This is a genomic window from Solirubrum puertoriconensis (assembly GCF_001483135.1).
GTDB classification, from domain to species: Bacteria; Bacteroidota; Bacteroidia; order Cytophagales; family Hymenobacteraceae; genus Solirubrum; species Solirubrum puertoriconensis.
Window position 1 is genome coordinate 796,270 of record NZ_LNAL01000008.1, and the last position, 15,608, is coordinate 811,877.

Annotated in this window: 16 protein-coding genes and 3 tRNA genes; 12 read left to right on the plus strand and 7 right to left on the minus strand. The window is 54.7% G+C overall.

What is annotated here, in order from left to right; genetic code table 11:
• Nucleotides 1-30 precede the first annotated feature (30 nt).
• Together ASU33_RS17585 and ASU33_RS17590 are read right to left on the minus strand one after the other, a co-directional pair.
• Nucleotides 31-1,254, minus strand: a complete 1,224-nt coding sequence (locus ASU33_RS17585) for a THUMP-like domain-containing protein (protein WP_059072134.1) — start codon at nucleotides 1,252-1,254, stop codon at nucleotides 31-33.
• A 45-nt stretch (nucleotides 1,255-1,299) separates the two neighbouring features.
• Complete coding sequence (locus ASU33_RS17590) at nucleotides 1,300-1,917, minus strand: hypothetical protein (protein ID WP_059072135.1); 618 nt, start codon at nucleotides 1,915-1,917, stop codon at nucleotides 1,300-1,302.
• Nucleotides 1,918-2,214: 297 nt separating this feature from the next.
• Between ASU33_RS17590 and ahcY the strand changes: the two genes are divergently transcribed.
• Nucleotides 2,215-3,525 carry an adenosylhomocysteinase gene (ahcY, locus tag ASU33_RS17595; protein WP_059072136.1) on the plus strand — a complete coding sequence of 437 codons (1,311 nt, stop codon included), beginning with the start codon at nucleotides 2,215-2,217 and terminating at the stop codon, nucleotides 3,523-3,525.
• 65 nt (nucleotides 3,526-3,590) lie between these two features.
• Here the strand turns inward: ahcY and ASU33_RS17600 are convergent, their stop codons facing one another.
• Together ASU33_RS17600 and ASU33_RS17605 are read right to left on the minus strand one after the other, a co-directional pair.
• Entirely contained in the window at nucleotides 3,591-4,082 is a 492-nt protein-coding gene (locus ASU33_RS17600) for a hypothetical protein (protein WP_059072137.1), read from the minus strand.
• Between the two features lie 66 nt (nucleotides 4,083-4,148).
• Nucleotides 4,149-4,898: a tetratricopeptide repeat protein gene (locus ASU33_RS17605; protein WP_149867288.1), complete on the minus strand. Its 750-nt coding sequence runs from the start codon at nucleotides 4,896-4,898 to the stop codon at nucleotides 4,149-4,151.
• A gap of 136 nt (nucleotides 4,899-5,034) precedes the next feature.
• Between ASU33_RS17605 and ASU33_RS17610 the strand changes: the two genes are divergently transcribed.
• From ASU33_RS17610 to nadD, 7 genes are all read left to right on the plus strand, one after another.
• Entirely contained in the window at nucleotides 5,035-5,808 is a 774-nt protein-coding gene (locus ASU33_RS17610) for a glycosyltransferase family 2 protein (RefSeq protein ID WP_059072139.1), read from the plus strand.
• Complete coding sequence (locus ASU33_RS17615) at nucleotides 5,805-6,836, plus strand: glycosyltransferase family 9 protein (protein WP_059072140.1); 1,032 nt, start codon at nucleotides 5,805-5,807, stop codon at nucleotides 6,834-6,836. The genes ASU33_RS17610 and ASU33_RS17615 overlap by 4 nt, the downstream gene beginning before the upstream one ends.
• Nucleotides 6,837-6,885: 49 nt before the next feature.
• Nucleotides 6,886-8,142, plus strand: a complete 1,257-nt coding sequence (locus ASU33_RS17620) for an O-antigen ligase family protein (protein WP_160328236.1) — start codon at nucleotides 6,886-6,888, stop codon at nucleotides 8,140-8,142.
• Nucleotides 8,143-8,208: 66 nt separating this feature from the next.
• Nucleotides 8,209-8,859, plus strand: a complete 651-nt coding sequence (locus ASU33_RS17625) for a sigma-70 family RNA polymerase sigma factor (RefSeq protein ID WP_059072142.1) — start codon at nucleotides 8,209-8,211, stop codon at nucleotides 8,857-8,859.
• A gap of 42 nt (nucleotides 8,860-8,901) precedes the next feature.
• Nucleotides 8,902-9,192, plus strand: a complete 291-nt coding sequence (locus ASU33_RS17630; RefSeq protein WP_059072143.1) for a hypothetical protein — start codon at nucleotides 8,902-8,904, stop codon at nucleotides 9,190-9,192.
• 9 nt (nucleotides 9,193-9,201) lie between these two features.
• Nucleotides 9,202-9,786, plus strand: coding sequence for a guanylate kinase (gene gmk / locus ASU33_RS17635; RefSeq protein ID WP_059072144.1), 585 nt, complete (start codon nucleotides 9,202-9,204; stop codon nucleotides 9,784-9,786).
• Entirely contained in the window at nucleotides 9,786-10,373 is a 588-nt protein-coding gene (gene nadD, locus ASU33_RS17640) for a nicotinate (nicotinamide) nucleotide adenylyltransferase (RefSeq protein ID WP_059072145.1), read from the plus strand. The genes gmk and nadD overlap by 1 nt, the downstream gene beginning before the upstream one ends.
• Nucleotides 10,374-10,439: 66 nt before the next feature.
• Here the strand turns inward: nadD and frr are convergent, their stop codons facing one another.
• From frr to ASU33_RS17655, 3 genes are all read right to left on the minus strand, one after another.
• The gene (frr, locus tag ASU33_RS17645) at nucleotides 10,440-11,003 is read right to left on the minus strand and encodes a ribosome recycling factor (protein WP_059072146.1); all 564 of its coding nucleotides are present in this window, start codon (nucleotides 11,001-11,003) and stop codon (nucleotides 10,440-10,442) included.
• Between the two features lie 66 nt (nucleotides 11,004-11,069).
• Entirely contained in the window at nucleotides 11,070-11,864 is a 795-nt protein-coding gene (gene pyrH, locus ASU33_RS17650; RefSeq protein WP_059072147.1) for a UMP kinase, read from the minus strand.
• A 65-nt stretch (nucleotides 11,865-11,929) separates the two neighbouring features.
• Complete coding sequence (locus tag ASU33_RS17655) at nucleotides 11,930-12,430, minus strand: acyl-CoA carboxylase biotin carboxyl carrier protein subunit (protein ID WP_059072148.1); 501 nt, start codon at nucleotides 12,428-12,430, stop codon at nucleotides 11,930-11,932.
• Nucleotides 12,431-12,536: 106 nt separating this feature from the next.
• Between ASU33_RS17655 and ASU33_RS17660 the strand changes: the two genes are divergently transcribed.
• From ASU33_RS17660 to ASU33_RS17675, 4 genes are all read left to right on the plus strand, one after another.
• A complete protein-coding gene (locus ASU33_RS17660; protein WP_059072149.1) occupies nucleotides 12,537-15,116 on the plus strand; it encodes a M1 family metallopeptidase in 2,580 nt (859 codons plus the stop codon).
• A gap of 178 nt (nucleotides 15,117-15,294) precedes the next feature.
• Nucleotides 15,295-15,377 (plus strand) — tRNA-Tyr (locus ASU33_RS17665).
• Nucleotides 15,378-15,401: 24 nt separating this feature from the next.
• A tRNA-Gly gene (locus ASU33_RS17670) sits at nucleotides 15,402-15,474 on the plus strand.
• Between the two features lie 37 nt (nucleotides 15,475-15,511).
• Nucleotides 15,512-15,583: transfer RNA gene (locus ASU33_RS17675), tRNA-Thr, on the plus strand.
• The last annotated feature ends 25 nt before the right edge of the window (nucleotides 15,584-15,608 follow it).

The following is a 15,608-nucleotide window of genomic DNA, read 5'->3' on the forward strand; positions in this document are numbered from 1 at the left end:
CGCCCAAACCTGTTGGTTCGGGCGCTTCTGTTATTGCTGCTCTGGGGTTGCACCCGGGTAATGATTAAGTCGGTCGCAGATCAGTACTATCAGGCGGTTGCGCAAGTCGGTAGTGGCAAGCAGGTACGTGGTGCCGCCTTCCCGAATGCCCGTGCGGTACCGAAAATCGGCTACCGAATCGGGGAAGTTGCGCACCGTTACGTGGGCCCGCTGGTCGGCGTCGAGGTGGGCGAGCAACTCCTTCTTATCGTACTTGCACACCGCCCGGCACCGGAAGATGCGGCCAGGAAAATCTTCGCGCAGCGTGTGCGATGTGTAGAGGTGGCTGTGCTGGTGCAGCTTCAGTAAGTTGTAGCTAGCCCCAACGTTTTTAAACCCGCCAGCCTTTAGCACGGCCACGTTGGGCTCGTAGATGTAGGTTTGGGGTTCGGCGTAGCGTGGTGTGGCCTTGGCCTCGCGGGTGCGGTTGGTGCGGAAGGTTTGCTCGCGCCCGTCTCGCATCAGGTTCACGGTAAGCCGCTCCGGGTCGATGGCCGCCTCCTGGCCCAACTCGTAGAGCACCTCCTTGCACTCGTTGTCCACGGCTACTACCCACAACCGACGCACGCGCCCCAGCTCCTGCAGCGCTTGTTCCACATCGAGCATAGGCGAGGTTTTCAGCAGCACGCGCTCGGCTTTGCGCAGCAGCAACGGCAGCAGGCGCAGCACGTCGGGCTCGCAGTCGGCCAACCGAAAGATCTTTTTGTCGGCGGTATCGCGGCGGGCTGGGTCGAGGTAAATCCAATCGAAGTAGCCATCGGGCTGCTCGCGCAACCACGCGGCGGCATCGCCCACGTGCACCTGCACATTGCTGATACCTAGGGTGCCGAGGTTGTGGCGCACCACCTCGGCTAGCTGGGCGTTGCGCTCCACGTAGTGCACTTCGCCCACTTGCTGGGCAAAGTAGCTGGTATCAACCCCAAAACCGCCGGTAAGGTCGGCTATACGGGCGCCCGACACCAGCTCGGCTTTGAACGCAGCCGTGCGAGCCGACGAAGCCTGCTCCACGGATAACGAGGGAGGAAATACCAAATCGGGATTAGCAGCCCAGGCTGGCAGTTTGGCTTTGGCTTTCTGGCGGGCCTGAATCTGTTGTACCAATTCGCGTACGGGCAGATCGGGGTAGCGCCGGGCTTGCAAGGCCAGCGTAGCGGGGTCATCGTGCAGATGCTCGGCTACGTACTGCCGAGCCGCTGCCGACAGCGAAACATCCATCACAAATAAAATGCGCTTTTACGGCGCTAAGGTAAGGAGCCTGGGTTAGCGCAGCGTCCAGCCCACGAGCAGTTGCGGGCGGCCGGTTGGGGCCGTCACGCCTAGCACATCGGGCTTAACCTGCAAAAAGCCCATACGGCGCGCCGATGGTAAAGTGGCATTATGCGCCTCTACCGCCCGAATAAAGTGCTCGTTGGTGCGGTGGGTAATCAGCGCGTTGCTGAGTAAGCTACCTAGGGCTACGCCAATGGCTACCTTTTGGGTGTTGTTGAAATACTGTTGCTCATCACCACTCAGTACCTGCTGGGCATACACGCCCACGGCACCCATAAACACAGCCCGCTCGCCCAGCAGCATCCATTTTTGGCGGCGGTAACGGTTAAGGCTAGCCAAGGCTTCGGCATCGTGCGCTACGTAGGGGCGTAGGCGTTGGCCAAAAAAGCCCGCGTTCTGATAATCCTCGCTGTTGCCGGTTGCAAACCAAAAGTTTTTCTGTGGGCCATTCAGGCTCCTGTCTTGGTCCTCGGGGCTAAGTTTGATGTACTGCACCGGCTTTTTGGGCGCTTGTGCATAAGCAGCACCAGCTAAGCCCAAGGCCAGCGGCAACGACAAAGCAAAACGGCGGCTTTTAGGCGTTAAAGCCAGCGAGATAAGAGAACGCATGATACAAAGGTAGGTGGCAATTACCCAGAAATAATTATATCTCTGGATATAATCTGCTTAACACTGCTGCGCTCCGATACGTTCGGCTGTTCGGCAGTTTGCCTAGGTTAATTTTTACCCTTGAGCTTGCCTGTAAGGCTCCTTGAAAACAGTTTCCGAAGGGTAATGACAGGCTGCGTATTGATCTGATAGGCTGATTGATAGCGCTAACACCTTCCTGTGTGCAGCCCAATTACATACTGGCAAAGGCCAACAAATTAGCTACCTTTGTAGTTGGATTGCGAAAATTCCAATATTATGGTTGAGACGACCTACGTACCCTACAAGGTAAAAGACATTTCGCTGGCCGAATGGGGCCGCAAGGAAATCCGTTTGGCTGAGGCCGAAATGCCGGGTCTGATGGCGCTGCGCGCGCAGTACGGCGCCAGCAAGCCCCTGCAAGGTGCCCGCATCGCCGGCTGCTTGCACATGACCATTCAAACCGCTGTCCTCATCGAGACGCTGCAGGCCCTAGGTGCCGAGGTAACCTGGTCGTCGTGCAACATCTTCTCGACCCAGGACCACGCCGCTGCTGCTATTGCTGCTGCTGGTACTGCGGTATATGCCTGGAAAGGCATGAACGAGGAGGAGTTTAACTGGTGCATTGAGCAGACGCTCTACTTCGGCGAAGACCGTCAGCCCCTGAACATGATCCTCGACGACGGCGGCGACCTTACCAACATGGTGCTCGACCGCTACCCCGAGCTGGTGCCCGGCATCCGCGGTATCTCGGAGGAAACCACCACAGGCGTACTGCGCCTGGTAGAGCGCATGAAGGCGGGCAAGCTGCCCTTGCCCGCTATCAACATCAACGACTCGGTAACCAAGTCGAAGTTCGATAACAAGTACGGCTGCAAAGAGTCGGCTGTCGATGCCATTCGTCGTGCTACTGACATCATGATGGCCGGCAAAGTGGCTGTGGTAGCCGGTTACGGCGACGTAGGAAAAGGCACCGCTGCTTCGCTGCGTGGTGCTGGTGCCCGCGTAATCGTAACGGAAATCGACCCGATTTGCGCGCTGCAGGCTGCCATGGATGGCTACGCGGTGAAAAAGATGGCCAACGCCATCAAGGATGCCGATATCGTCATCACGACCACCGGCAACTGCGACATCGTAACGGAGGAGCACTTCCGTGCCCTGAAAGACAAGGCTATTGTCTGCAACATCGGTCACTTCGACGATGAAATTGACATGGCGTGGCTGAATAAGAACTACGGCCACACGAAGGACACCATTAAGCCGCAGGTTGATCTGTACACCATCGATGGCAAAGAGATTATCATTCTTGCCGAAGGTCGTTTAGTAAACCTGGGCTGTGCCACCGGGCACCCCTCGTTCGTGATGTCGAATTCGTTTACCAACCAGACACTGGCTCAGCTGGAGCTCTGGCAGAACCACGACAGCTACGAAAACAAGGTATATACCTTGCCTAAGCACCTCGACGAGATGGTGGCCCGCCTGCACCTTGCCAAAATTGGCGTTGAGCTGGACGAGCTCAACGAGAAGCAAGCCAACTACATTGGTGTACCGGTAGAAGGCCCGTTCAAGTCGGACCTGTACCGCTACTAAGAGTTGCTTAGCACAAACAAAAAGCCCCGCCGAAATACTCCGGCGGGGCTTTTTGTTTGCGGCTATTACTTCAGGGAAAAATAGCCGGTGTAATCTTCGGAGGTGCTGTAAATAGGCATGCCCAACAGCTTCCATTTGTGTAGCATTGCTACGAAGTACTGACAGCGCTGGCCCTGTTGAGTAGCCATGCCAGCCATTGGCTCCCAAGCATGACCAAAAAGGAAACCGCTTGCAGTGGCATATAGTCCATTTGGCTGCCACGAGTCACCTGCTTTATTGTATTCCAGTAGAAACTCAAGCTTGCTGCTAGGTCCCAATTCTTGACGTGTTAGGGTTAGAGCGTTACCACGTGCCTTGGTATCGCGCTCGATGAGGTTACGCTTTGCACTGGTCATGTCAGAGTTAGCACCGCAACCACTAAGCAGCAGTCCTAAAACAAGTACGCTGGTCCAAGCTAGCCCGATCTTGTTTCGGAGTAAATTAAAAACTTTGAAAGTGGCCACCAACACGAGCATTGCAAGCACTACATTCAGGACAGACCAAGCTAGTATTAGCATAGAGAGTATATTGGTTTAATAGTGTCGACCAAATATAGAAATCCAAAATTGATGAGGAGTTATGGCTTAGCTCTTACGCATTGAAGGTTTTGCTATGGATAGGGCCGAGAGGTATTTCCGTACGTAAGTATTGCCCGGAAATAGCTGCAGCGTTTTATTGCCAAAATAGCGACACAGCTCAGCGTGTCCCATCATATAATGGCATTCGGTAAGGTAGCTTAAGGCCTGCTCGTGAATAGGAGTGTTGAGTTGATCAGCTGCCCTCAGTCCGATCAAAAAGCGAGTTATATCATAGTCGGCTTCGGCCCACTGCTGGTTATCCAGACGTAGTACCCCGAGCTTCCAGTACGCTTCCAAGAAGCTAGCATCAACGGTGGCGCTGGTAGGACCCTCCTGCAATTCCTCATCTAATTGCGCTATGAGTTGCCGGTACACCGTGAAGCTACGGCCTTTGGTGGCTGTCTGCTGAAATAATGCCCGCGCATAATGAGTCAGGATGTATAGGTTATCGGGCTCCTGACGAGCTGGCTCTTCGAGCAATGCTGCTGCTTTAGCAAAGTCGCCGCTTTGGTAGGCTTGTGCTGAGGCTTCAACATCGAAGCCGTAGCGCAACGACATGATGGGCAAAGCACCATCAGCCGGCGTTTGCTCGCTTGTATGATTGGGGATGCGGCGCCCAGCTACCAGCACGTTGGCGGTGTAGCCAATGGTGATGTTTTTCTTAGCGGTTGGCAGGGCGCAATCAGGCGTATAAAAATAATGCTGAGCAAAGCTCAGATTTGGTAATAGAAGCAGGCAGAATAGCAGTAAGCGCATGAGGGCCATATGGGTAACAATGCAGCAATATAGCTGCGTGCGAGGGCCGCAAGACAAGCCGCTAATCCAATTACTCGACTCGAGCCCAAACGCTTGCTAAGCACTAGCAAAGCAATACCCGATATTTGCGGGCAATATGCCCGCAATCCAGCTTTCCGTCGTCATCATCACGTTCAACGAAGAAGCCAACGTCGCCCGCTGCTTGGCAGCCCTAGGTGATGTGGCCGATGACGTGGTAGTAGTTGATTCGGGCTCCACCGACCGCACAGTAGCTATTTGCGAAGAATACGGTGCCCGCGTAGTGCATCATCCTTTCGCGGGCTACGTGCAGCAGAAGAACTTTGCCACCGCCCAAGCCCGCTACGACCATGTGCTGCAGCTTGACGCCGACGAGGTACTGACCGAAGAGCTGCGAATTGAAATCGGACAGGTAAAAGCTAACTGGCAGGCCGCCGGCTACACTTTGCCGCGCCTCACCAACTACTGCGGCCACTGGGTGCGCCACGGCGGCTGGTACCCCGACCGCAAGCTGCGCCTTTACGACCGGCGCCTAGGTGGCTGGCAAGGCCATCTGCTGCACGAGCGGTACGAGGTAGCCACCGGACAAGCCGTGCAGGCCTTGCAGCACGATTTGCTGCACTACTCCTACGATTCCATCGAACAGCATTTGGCGCAGTTCAACCGCTTCAGCACCATCGGCGCTCAAGAGCTAGCTACTAAGGGTAAACGCGTAGCTACTTGGCAATTGTGGCTGAAGCCCGCCTGGAAGTTTGTGCACATGTATTTCCTGCGCCTAGGTATGCTCGATGGTTTTGCCGGCCTCAGCATTGCCTACCTCTCGGCCTGTAGCGTGTTCGTGAAGTACGCCAAGCTGCGCGTTATCAACCAGCAAGCCGCTGCTCGCCCATGAAGACGTTTATCATCAGCCGCACCGACGCCATCGGCGACGTAGTGCTTACGTTGCCCCTGTGCGGTTGGCTGAAGCAACAATACCCCGAATGCCGCGTGGTATTGCTGGGCCGCAGCTACACGCAGGCCGTAGCAGCTGCTTGCCCCACAGTTGATGAATTTTTGAACGACGACGAGTTACGGCAGCTGCCCAAGGCCGAGCAAGTTCGTGCCTTGCGCCGGGTGCAAGCCGATGCCATGGTGCACGTGTTCCCGAACCGCCGTTTGGCTGCTTTGGCGCGTAAAGCCGGCATCAGCCAACGCATCGGTACGCGCAGCCGGTGGTTTCATTGGCTTACGTGTAACCGGCTAGTGGCGCTTAGCCGCCGGCATTCGCCCCTGCACGAGGCGCAACTCAACTGCCACTTACTTCGTCCGCTTGGGCTGCACCGCATACCTGAGCAAGCGGAGCTGCAGCCCCTAGGTAAGCTGATGCCCATTGAGCCGGTACCTGCCGAGGTAGCAGCACTGCTCGCGCGTAGCCGAGCCCAGCAGCTGCATGTGGTGTTGCACCCTGGCTCGCGCGGCAGCGGACGCGATTGGCCTCTTGATTACTACGGACAGCTAGCCCGATTACTGCACGCACAAGGCCATCGGGTATTTATTACCGGCACCGCAGCCGAGGGGCAAAAGCTGCAACCTTGGCTGCAGGAGCATGTTGACGTTTGCACCAACCTTACCGGTCGGCTTTCCCTAGGACAGCTTATCAGTTTTATTGCTTTAGCCGATGGGTTAGTGGCTGCCAGCACGGGGCCTGTACACTTAGCGGCTGCGCTTGGCAAGCATGCCCTAGGTTTGTTTGTACCCATGCGCCCAATGCACCCTGGCCGCTGGGCACCACTAGGCCCCCGGGCCGAGCACCTCGTGCTCGACAAACCCGATTGCAACGACTGCCGCCAAGACGCTTCGGTATGCAGTTGTATCCGGAGCGTAGTGCCCATGGAGGTAGCAACGCGCATCAGTGCTTGGCAGCCGCTGCCTACGCAGTAGCTTTGGGTTGATGTTGTTTTCGGAGTTGCACCCATCATTCATCCTACCTGTGCTTGCCCGCTGGTACCGCAACGGCTATCTATCGCAGTATTTGCTGCTGGTAGCCTGCCTAGGTGGTATGGTAGGTTTGCTCTTCACGGCGCGTGCTTTTGTAGCGTTGGCGCCTGTAGCTGCCGTAATAGCTGCTGGCCTAAACCCCAACGTCCGCCGCGAAATACCTCATTGGTTGCGTAATCGTTCGGCCCTGCGCTTAGCAGCACTTTACTTGCTAATGCCGTTTTCGTGGTGGTACACGCAAGATTGGCCTATTTGGCGGCACGAGGTATATCGTCAGCTGCCACTGATTGGGGTACCATTGGCTTTCAGCCTTGCGGTGCCGCTTACCAGGTGCCAGCGTATGGGCTTAGGAGGCTTTTTTGTGGGTACAACGGCGCTGTTGGGCGCTGCTACTGTTGGTCGTTACTTACTCGATCAGCAAGCTGCGCAAGACCTCATCCGGGTGGGGCAAAACGTGCCTTCGGTTTCGGGCATCTTTCACATTCACTTCGGCATTTTGCTAGCGTTGGCTGCTTTCTTCGCGGTGCCGCTAAGCCGTGAGCCCAATCTGGGCAAAGCTCCTAGGTGGCTGCTGCTAACTGCCGGAGTTATAGCTGTCAGCAGCTTGCATGTACTGGCCTACCGCACCGGGCTCATGGCTTTTTATCTAGCCTTGGGCGCTGTTGTGCTGCTGTTGCTAAAGCGTAAACCACTGCTTGCGCTAGGGTTGGTTGCCCTAGGTGTACTGTTGGCCGCTGGCGCTTACTACAATTTGGAGTCGGTGCAGGAACGCGTATCCAGCACGCTCTACGATCTGGAGCAGTTTCAACGAGGCCACGACATCAACCAATTTTCCTTATCGCGGCGCTTAGCGGCCTGGCAAAACGCCCTCACCTTGGCCAAACGGCACCCGTGGTTGGGCGTAGCTCCCGCCGATGTGCGCCAAGCCCTGATGGAGCAGTTCTCGTGGCGCAGCTACGGCCTCAAGCCCGAAAATTGGGTTATGGTGCACAATCAGTATTTGCACTACTTAGTGGGCAGCGGGGTGCTGGGCCTCGCCGTATGGCTGTGGGTGCTTATTGGGCCACTAGTGCAACCCTCTTTGCGGCGCAATCCGTACGTGAGGTATTTCTTGCTGACTTTTGGAGCGGCGGCCTTGGCCGATTCGCTGCTGGAGCTGCAAATCGGGTTCAACTTGTTTGCTTTCCTCTATGGATTTCTGGTGGTGGCTGCCGAACGGCGGGCACAAAACCACAACGCAACCCTCTGAGCCCTTCCTTTCGTTACATTTATTCCGCGGCACTACCGCCGTGCGCTTGCCCGAATACTCCCTTTTATGAGCGACACTCCCGAACGGGTACCTAAACTGAGCAAGGAGGAGAAAGACCGCCGATTCCAGGCCGAGCTGCTGCCCGTGCTGGATTCGCTGTACAACTTTGCCTACCGTCTCACCCTCGACGAGGACGATGCCAACGACCTCGTGCAGGAGACTTATCTAAAGGCCTACCGCTTCTTCGAGTACTTTGAGCCGGGAACCAACGCAAAAGCGTGGCTGTTTCGCATCCTGAAAAATTCGTTCATCAACGACTTCCGGAAGAAGAGCAAGCAACCCGCCAAGGTCGACTACAGCGAGATTGAGGGTTACTACAACACGGAAGAAGTCGATGCCGAGGGCGACACAGGTTCTACCTCGCCCGATTTGCGCCAGCAGGCCACCCGGGATCTGATCGGCGATGAAGTAGCTAGCGCGTTGAACTCGCTGCCGGTGGATTTCCGCACCGTCATTATTCTCTGCGACCTAGAAGGGTTTACCTACGAGGAGATGGCCAAGGTGCTCGATATTCCGATCGGTACGGTCCGCTCGCGTCTGCACCGAGCCCGTAATTTCCTCAAAGACAAGCTCGAGCGCTACGCAAAAAAAATGGGCTACGGCAACGATTCTGAAGAAGCCGATGTTGCCGAAGCGTACGACGAAGATGAAGACTAAGTACATTTAACTTCCTCCCTCCACCACATTACCTTCCCCGTTATGGCCACGAAGTCTACACCCAACCAACAAGGCGCGGCTGCTACCACTGCCGTCGGCGCCGACTGTGAGCGTGTGAATACCATTCTCGATCAAATCATCGTGGGCCAAGAGCCCAACGTGGAAGACGAGGAATACTTCGTTAACCATGCCGAAGATTGCTCTCCGTGCTTCGATAGCATTGACAAGCAGCGCATTTTCGTTGACTTCCTGAACCAGTACGTAGGCCGCAAAGGGGTGCCCACTGGTCTTTCTGATAACATTCTAGCGCGAGTGCAGTCCGAAAAGGTCTAATTTTGCCCCATGCAGGGGAAGATTATCGCCTTTTCGGCGCCATCAGGCGCTGGTAAAACCACCATCGTCCATCGGCTCATGGAGCGTATTCCGGAGCTGAGCTTTTCTATCTCGGCGTGCACGCGCGACCGGCGCGGCCGCACCGAGCAGAACGGCAAGGACTACTATTTCATTACGGTTCAGGAGTTTCAGGAGAAAATCCGCCACGATGAGTTCGTGGAGTGGGAAGAAGTCTACGAAGGCTCTTACTACGGAACCCTGAAATCCGAAATCGAACGTATCTGGAGCGGCGGTAAGCACGCCATTCTCGATATCGACGTGAAAGGTGGCCTCAGTGTAAAGGAGTTTTACAAAGACCGCGCGTTGTGCATCTTCGTGAAGCCCCCATCATTGGAGGTACTAGAGCAGCGTTTGAAGGCGCGAGCTACCGATTCGGCTTCTAGCATTTCAGCCCGACTGTACAAGGCCAACTTCGAGCTTACGTTTGAAGATCGGTTTGATGCCGTTATCGTCAACGACGATTTGGACCAAGCCACCGCGCAGGCCGAAAAGCTCGTGCGTGACTTCATCACAGCCGAGTTGGCAATTGTCTGATGAATACCCCGCGGCGTGTGGGGCTGCTTTTCGGCTCCTTCAATCCCATTCATACCGGACACCTGATTGTGGCTAACCACATGGCCACGCACACCGACCTTGATGCGGTGTGGCTGGTGGTGTCGCCGCAGAGCCCGTTTAAGGTGGGAGAGGAGTTGTTGCCCGAGCAGGAGCGCTTGGCTATGGTAAACCTAGCCATTACTGGCAACCACAAACTGCAAGCCTCGGATGTGGAGTTTGATATGCCCCGCCCGAGCTACACCATCGATACCCTCGACGAACTGCGTGCCCGCCATCCGGGTACGCAGTTCGTGCTTTTAATGGGCGGCGACAATTTGCCGGGGCTTCCTAGGTGGAAAGCGGCCGAGCGCCTGCTTAGCGAGATAAGTATTTACGTGTACCCAAGGCCCGGCGAAGTGCTCCCGAGCGAGTTGCCCAACAACGTACGCATTGCAAGTGCTCCTTTGCTCGATATCTCGGCTACGTTCGTTCGCAACAGTGTGCGGGCAGGCAAATCGGTTCGCTACCTCGTGCCCGATGCTGTATTACAGCGTATCAACGAAGCTGGTCATTGGCGCACCTCCTAGGTGATGAAAACAGAAAGGCCCGGTTACATCTGTAACCGGGCCTTTCTGTTTTCATCACCTAGGAGCTTAGATCGTCATGATCTCGGCTTCCTTCTTGCTCATCAAGTCGTCGATCTTTACGATGTAGCTATCGGTGTATTTCTGCACCTTGGCTTCAGCATCCTTAACGGCATCCTCCGAGGCGCCGTCTTTCAGCAGCTTACGCAACGACTCATTCACGTCTTTGCGGATACCGCGAATGCGGATTTTGCCGTTTTCAGCCTCATTTTTTACTTGCTTCACCAGGTCGCGGCGACGTTCCTCCGTCATGGGCGGCAGGTTCAGGCGTACCGAGTCAGCATCCATTACTGGGTTTAGGCCTAGGTCACTGTTTTTGATGGCCTTCGAAATTTCACCCAGCATGTTTTTTTCCCAGGGGCGGATAACCAGCGAGCGGGCATCGGGAGCCGAAACATTGGCTACCTGTGCTACCGGGGTGGGGGAGCCGTAGTAATCTACGCGCAACGAATCGAGCATGGTCGGGGTGGCTTTACCAGCCCGAATGCGCGACAACTCGGTGTTGGTGTGCTGCAGGGCTTTGCCCATCGACTCCTCGGCGTCGCTCAGGTACAGCTGAATTTCTTCGTCCACTTCTGAAAAATTAAATGTTAAAAGTTGAGTGCTTAAATGGGGCGGCTACAAACGTAGCTGCCCTGTTCAGGCTTGCTCTGCTTGCGTACTAGAAGCTTGCTTTAAATCGGGTGCTAGGCTGGGCTCAACGTCGGCATCGGGAGTTGGGGTGCCACTCATGGTCACCAGCGTGCCTACGGTTTCGCCTTGCACTAACTTAAGCAGGTTGCCCTCTTTGTTCATGTCGAACACAATAATGGGCAAATTATTCTCCTTGCAGAGCGTGAAGGCCGTCATGTCCATCACGTTAAGGTTCTTCTCCATTACCTCATCGAAGGTAATCTGCGGGAAGCGGGTGGCCGATGGGTCTTTCTCTGGATCGGCGGTATAAATGCCGTCAACCCGAGTGCCCTTAAGCACCACATCCGCTTCTACCTCAATAGCCCGCAACGATGCGGCCGAATCGGTGGTAAAGTAGGGCGAGCCAATGCCCGCGCCAAAAATTACCACGCGGCCTTTCTCGAGGTGGCGCAATGCTCGGCGGCGGATATAAGGTTCGCACACGCGCTGAATGGTAACTCCCGAAAGCAGACGCGTTGGAATGCCCAGCTTCTCTAGAGCGCTTTGCAGCGCCATCGAGTTGATAACGGTAGCCAGCATACCCATGTAGTCGCCCTGTACGCGGTCGAGGCCAAAAGCTTCGGCCTGTACGCCGCGAAAGATGTTGCCGCCGCCAATTACCACGGCTACTTGCACGCCCAACTGCGCCACCGCCCGGACTTCCTCGGCGTATTGCATCAGACGCTCGGCATCGATGCCGTATTGTTGCCGGCCCATGAGGGCTTCGCCGCTCAGCTTCAACAGAATTCGGTTGTACTTCAACGTTCTCAGATTAGGTTGTTTAACTTTCGCTAAGCGACAATAGCCTAGGTGCAGCAACTGGCCTTTTAGGCAAATTGCACCAGTACTTGCCCTTTGTTCACGTTATCGCGCAGGTTCACTTTTACGGCGCTAACCACACCATCGCCGGGCGACTTGAGGATGTTCTCCATTTTCATGGCCTCAAGCACCAGCAGAGCATCGCCTTTCTGTACCGCTTGGCCAGGCGTTACCCGAATGTCTACAATCAAGCCGGGCATCGGGGCCTTTACCTCGTTGATCTTGTTGCTCGCTGCCTCGCTCATGCCGAGTTTCTCCAGTAGCAGATCAAACTTGTCCTTGGCTTGCAGTTCAAAGCGCTGGCCGTTTAGCTTAAGCCATACTTGCTTATTGGCCGCATCTATCTCCAAAAGCTCAGCCGAATAGGAACGCCCCTCCCACAACAAATGGTAGCGGCCTTCGCCTAGGCTTACAAGGTCCCAGCTAAATGGCTCCCCGTCAATACTAATTTCATTTGGTTTGAAATCGATATTCCAAGACTGTTGAGAGCCGGTACGAACCTGTAGCATACGGGTGGAAATAAGGGGTAGAAAGCAGCGGAAAAGGGCTTAAAGATAGGCGTAATCTGAAATTATTTCGGAACTTCAACCCCCAGATTACCCCAAATCCAGCGCAATGAAATACCCGGCAGTCGGTGCTCTTGTTTTGGCTATTGCTTTGCCCTTCAACTCGCTGGGGCAAGCCAATAAGTCCGGAACGCCTAAGAAGAACGCCCCGAATAAGCCCGCGTCTACCGAAACACCCGGTCAGGCGCAAATCTCGTCGCAGTCCATTCTGATAGTGCCCAACTGGCTGCCGCCAGTTAATCCTATCCAGCCGGCTGCCACCCTGTTGCACGACCTCGTCGACACCAAACTTGATGTCCGATTCGACTGGACAAAGCAATGGCTGCTAGGTGTAGCTACGGTAACCGTACGCCCGCACTTCTACCCACAAACGCAGTTAGTGCTCGATGCCAAAGGCTTCGAGGTTAAGTCGGTTAAGTTGGTAACGGGTGGCAAGGAAAAGGCCTTGAACTACCAGTACGACAAACGACGCTTAGCCATTACGCTGGATAAGGCTTACAACCGTACCGAGCCGTACCAGGTCCGCATTCAGTACATCGCCAAGCCAAACGAGTTAGCAGTAGGGGGTAGCGCTGCCATTACTGCCGATAAGGGCTTGTACTTTATTAACCCGCTAGGTACCGAGAAGAACAAGCCGAAGCAGATCTGGACGCAAGGCGAGACCGAAGCCAACTCCTGCTGGTTTCCTACCATCGACCGTCCTAACCAGCGCATGTCGCAGGAAATAAGCATGACTGTCGATCAGCAATTTAAAACGCTGTCGAACGGCTTGTTGGTGTCGTCTAAGAAAAACAGCGATGGTACGCGCACCGATACGTGGAAGCAAAGCATCCCGCATGCGCCCTACCTTGCCATGATGGCCGTTGGTGATTTTGCCGTGGTAAGTGATACGTGGCGCGGCAAAGCCATCGACTACTACGTGGAGCCTCAGTACGCGGCACACGCTAAGGCTATTTTCGGCCATACTCCCGAAATGCTCGAGTTCTTCTCGAAAAAGCTGGGGGTAGATTTCCCATGGGAGAAATACGCGCAGGTAGTTGTGCGCGATTACGTGTCGGGAGCGATGGAAAACACCACCGCCACGGTGCACGGCGATTTCGTGCAAAAAACCCGCCGACAACTGATCGACGGCAACGACGAAGAAGTAATTGCGCACGAAATTTTTCACCAGTGGTTCGGCGACTACGTTACTACTGAGTCATGGTCGAACCTGCCGCTTAATGAATCACTAGCCGATTACTCCGAATATCTCTGGACGGAATACAAGTATGGCAAACAGGCGGCTGATATGTTGGGTCACCGCCAAACCAATTTATACCTAGAAGAAGCTCAATCGAAGCGCGAACCGCTCATTAGGTATCGTTATGCCGATAAGGAGGATATGTTCGACCGACATTCTTACGAAAAGGGTGGGCGGGTGCTACATATGTTGCGCAACTACATTGGCGATGATGCTTTTTTCACGGCTCTAAATAAATACCTTACAACACACAAGCTGACGTCTGTAGAAGTAGCCGAACTGCGAATGGCCTTCGAAGACGTGACAGGAGAGGACCTTATGTGGTTCTTCGACCAATGGTTTATGCAACGCGGCCACCCCACCATCAAGGTGTCGCACTCGTACGCCGACGGTAAGGTCTCTCTGCAGGTTGTGCAGAAGCAGGATACTACTTACCAGCCGGTTTACCGTTTGCCCGTTACTGTTACCACTTGGGTAAACAACCAGCCTACCGACCACAAAATTGTGGTTACAAAAGCTAGTCAAACATTCCAGCTGCCAGCAAGCCAACGCCCAAGCTTGGTTCACTTCGATTCGGAGAAGATTTTGCTGGCCGAGCTCACGGAGGAGAAAAGCCAGGAGGAGTTACTTTACCAGTATTATCACGCCCGTAACTTCCTATCAAAAACCCAAGCCATTGAAGAGCTTCGCTCCAAAGTTGGCGACTTGGCTGTAAGCGGCATGATGCGCCACGCCTTGAACGATTCGTTTTGGGGCGTTCGGGCTGCAGCTGCAGAAGCATTGAGACGCTATCGAGGGCCTGAGGGAGGCGCTATTAGAAAAGAACTTGAGCGCGTTGCCACTACCGACAAGGATAGCCGCGTGCGTGCAACCGGGCTAAGTGCTCTTACTACCTTCCAAAACGAAGATTTTGGGACTATCTATGCCAAAGCGCTGAACGACAGCTCATACGCTGTGCTAGGAGCGGCCATCAACGCCTTGGCCAAGTCGCCAACAGTTAATGCGCAACAACGCATCGAAGCGTTGCGCAATGACAAAAACCCGGTAATTGTTGGGGCCCTATCAAACTATTTCGCGCTGAATGGCAGCTTGGATCATTACCAATGGTATTTGTCGCAAATGGACGATGCAGATGCTGCCACCTTGTACCAACTGTTGCAGGACCTAGGAAACTTCATGCTTCGGATACCTGCGGTTGAACGCGACAAGGCAGTAAGGAAAATGGAAGTCATGGCCCGTACGAACCCTCGATACGAGGTGAGGTTGGGGGCATACAAGGGCCTTAGTACCCTCGCCGGGAACATGCCCACACTGAAAACAACACTTGCAGACATCCGCAGCAAAGAAAAAGATGAACGACTGGTAGGTATATATAACCTGCTGCAGTAGCGCAACTTAGATCAAAACCAGAGTCAATAAGAAAAAAAATCATCTAGTTTTTTTGATCGACTGCTTGACTTGCATCCTAAAGCATCTAATTTTGCGTCTCCATTCAGCAATCGAGCTGCAACAAGCTAGATCTGAATGGAGAAACAGTGCCAGTAATCGACAGGCGCTATAGCAAAATGGGGGGATTCCAGAGCGGCCAAATGGGACGGACTGTAAATCCGTTGTCTTACGACTTCGAAGGTTCGAATCCTTCTCCCCCCACACCCTTTCTTGTCATTGCCTTACGCGGGAGTAGCTCAGTTGGTAGAGCGGCAGCCTTCCAAGCTGCAGGTCGCGGGTTCGAACCTCGTCTCCCGCTCTTTCTGCCTAAGCTTAAGCGATGACTTGAAATACCAGCCGTTGTAGCTCAGGGGTAGAGCACTTCCTTGGTAAGGAAGAGGTCCGGGGTTCAAATCCCCGCAACGGCTCAAGAGTGATACCAACGGGGCAGCG

Excerpts from the sequence above, each read along its gene's own strand:
- ASU33_RS17610 (WP_059072139.1), top strand. The coding sequence starts at position 5,035 with ATGCCCGCAATCCAGCTTTCCGTCGTCATCATCACGTTCAACGAAGAA.
- nadD (WP_059072145.1), top strand. The coding sequence starts at position 9,786 with ATGAATACCCCGCGGCGTGTGGGGCTGCTTTTCGGCTCCTTCAATCCC.
- ASU33_RS17615 (WP_059072140.1), top strand. The coding sequence starts at position 5,805 with ATGAAGACGTTTATCATCAGCCGCACCGACGCCATCGGCGACGTAGTG.
- gmk (WP_059072144.1), top strand. The coding sequence starts at position 9,202 with ATGCAGGGGAAGATTATCGCCTTTTCGGCGCCATCAGGCGCTGGTAAA.
- ASU33_RS17630 (WP_059072143.1), top strand. The coding sequence starts at position 8,902 with ATGGCCACGAAGTCTACACCCAACCAACAAGGCGCGGCTGCTACCACT.
- ASU33_RS17605 (WP_149867288.1), bottom strand. The coding sequence starts at position 4,898 with ATGCGCTTACTGCTATTCTGCCTGCTTCTATTACCAAATCTGAGCTTT.
- ASU33_RS17625 (WP_059072142.1), top strand. The coding sequence starts at position 8,209 with ATGAGCGACACTCCCGAACGGGTACCTAAACTGAGCAAGGAGGAGAAA.
- ASU33_RS17590 (WP_059072135.1), bottom strand. The coding sequence starts at position 1,917 with ATGCGTTCTCTTATCTCGCTGGCTTTAACGCCTAAAAGCCGCCGTTTT.
- ASU33_RS17600 (WP_059072137.1), bottom strand. The coding sequence starts at position 4,082 with ATGCTAATACTAGCTTGGTCTGTCCTGAATGTAGTGCTTGCAATGCTC.
- ASU33_RS17585 (WP_059072134.1), bottom strand. The coding sequence starts at position 1,254 with ATGGATGTTTCGCTGTCGGCAGCGGCTCGGCAGTACGTAGCCGAGCAT.
- ahcY (WP_059072136.1), top strand. The coding sequence starts at position 2,215 with ATGGTTGAGACGACCTACGTACCCTACAAGGTAAAAGACATTTCGCTG.
- ASU33_RS17660 (WP_059072149.1), top strand. The coding sequence starts at position 12,537 with ATGAAATACCCGGCAGTCGGTGCTCTTGTTTTGGCTATTGCTTTGCCC.
- ASU33_RS17655 (WP_059072148.1), bottom strand. The coding sequence starts at position 12,430 with ATGCTACAGGTTCGTACCGGCTCTCAACAGTCTTGGAATATCGATTTC.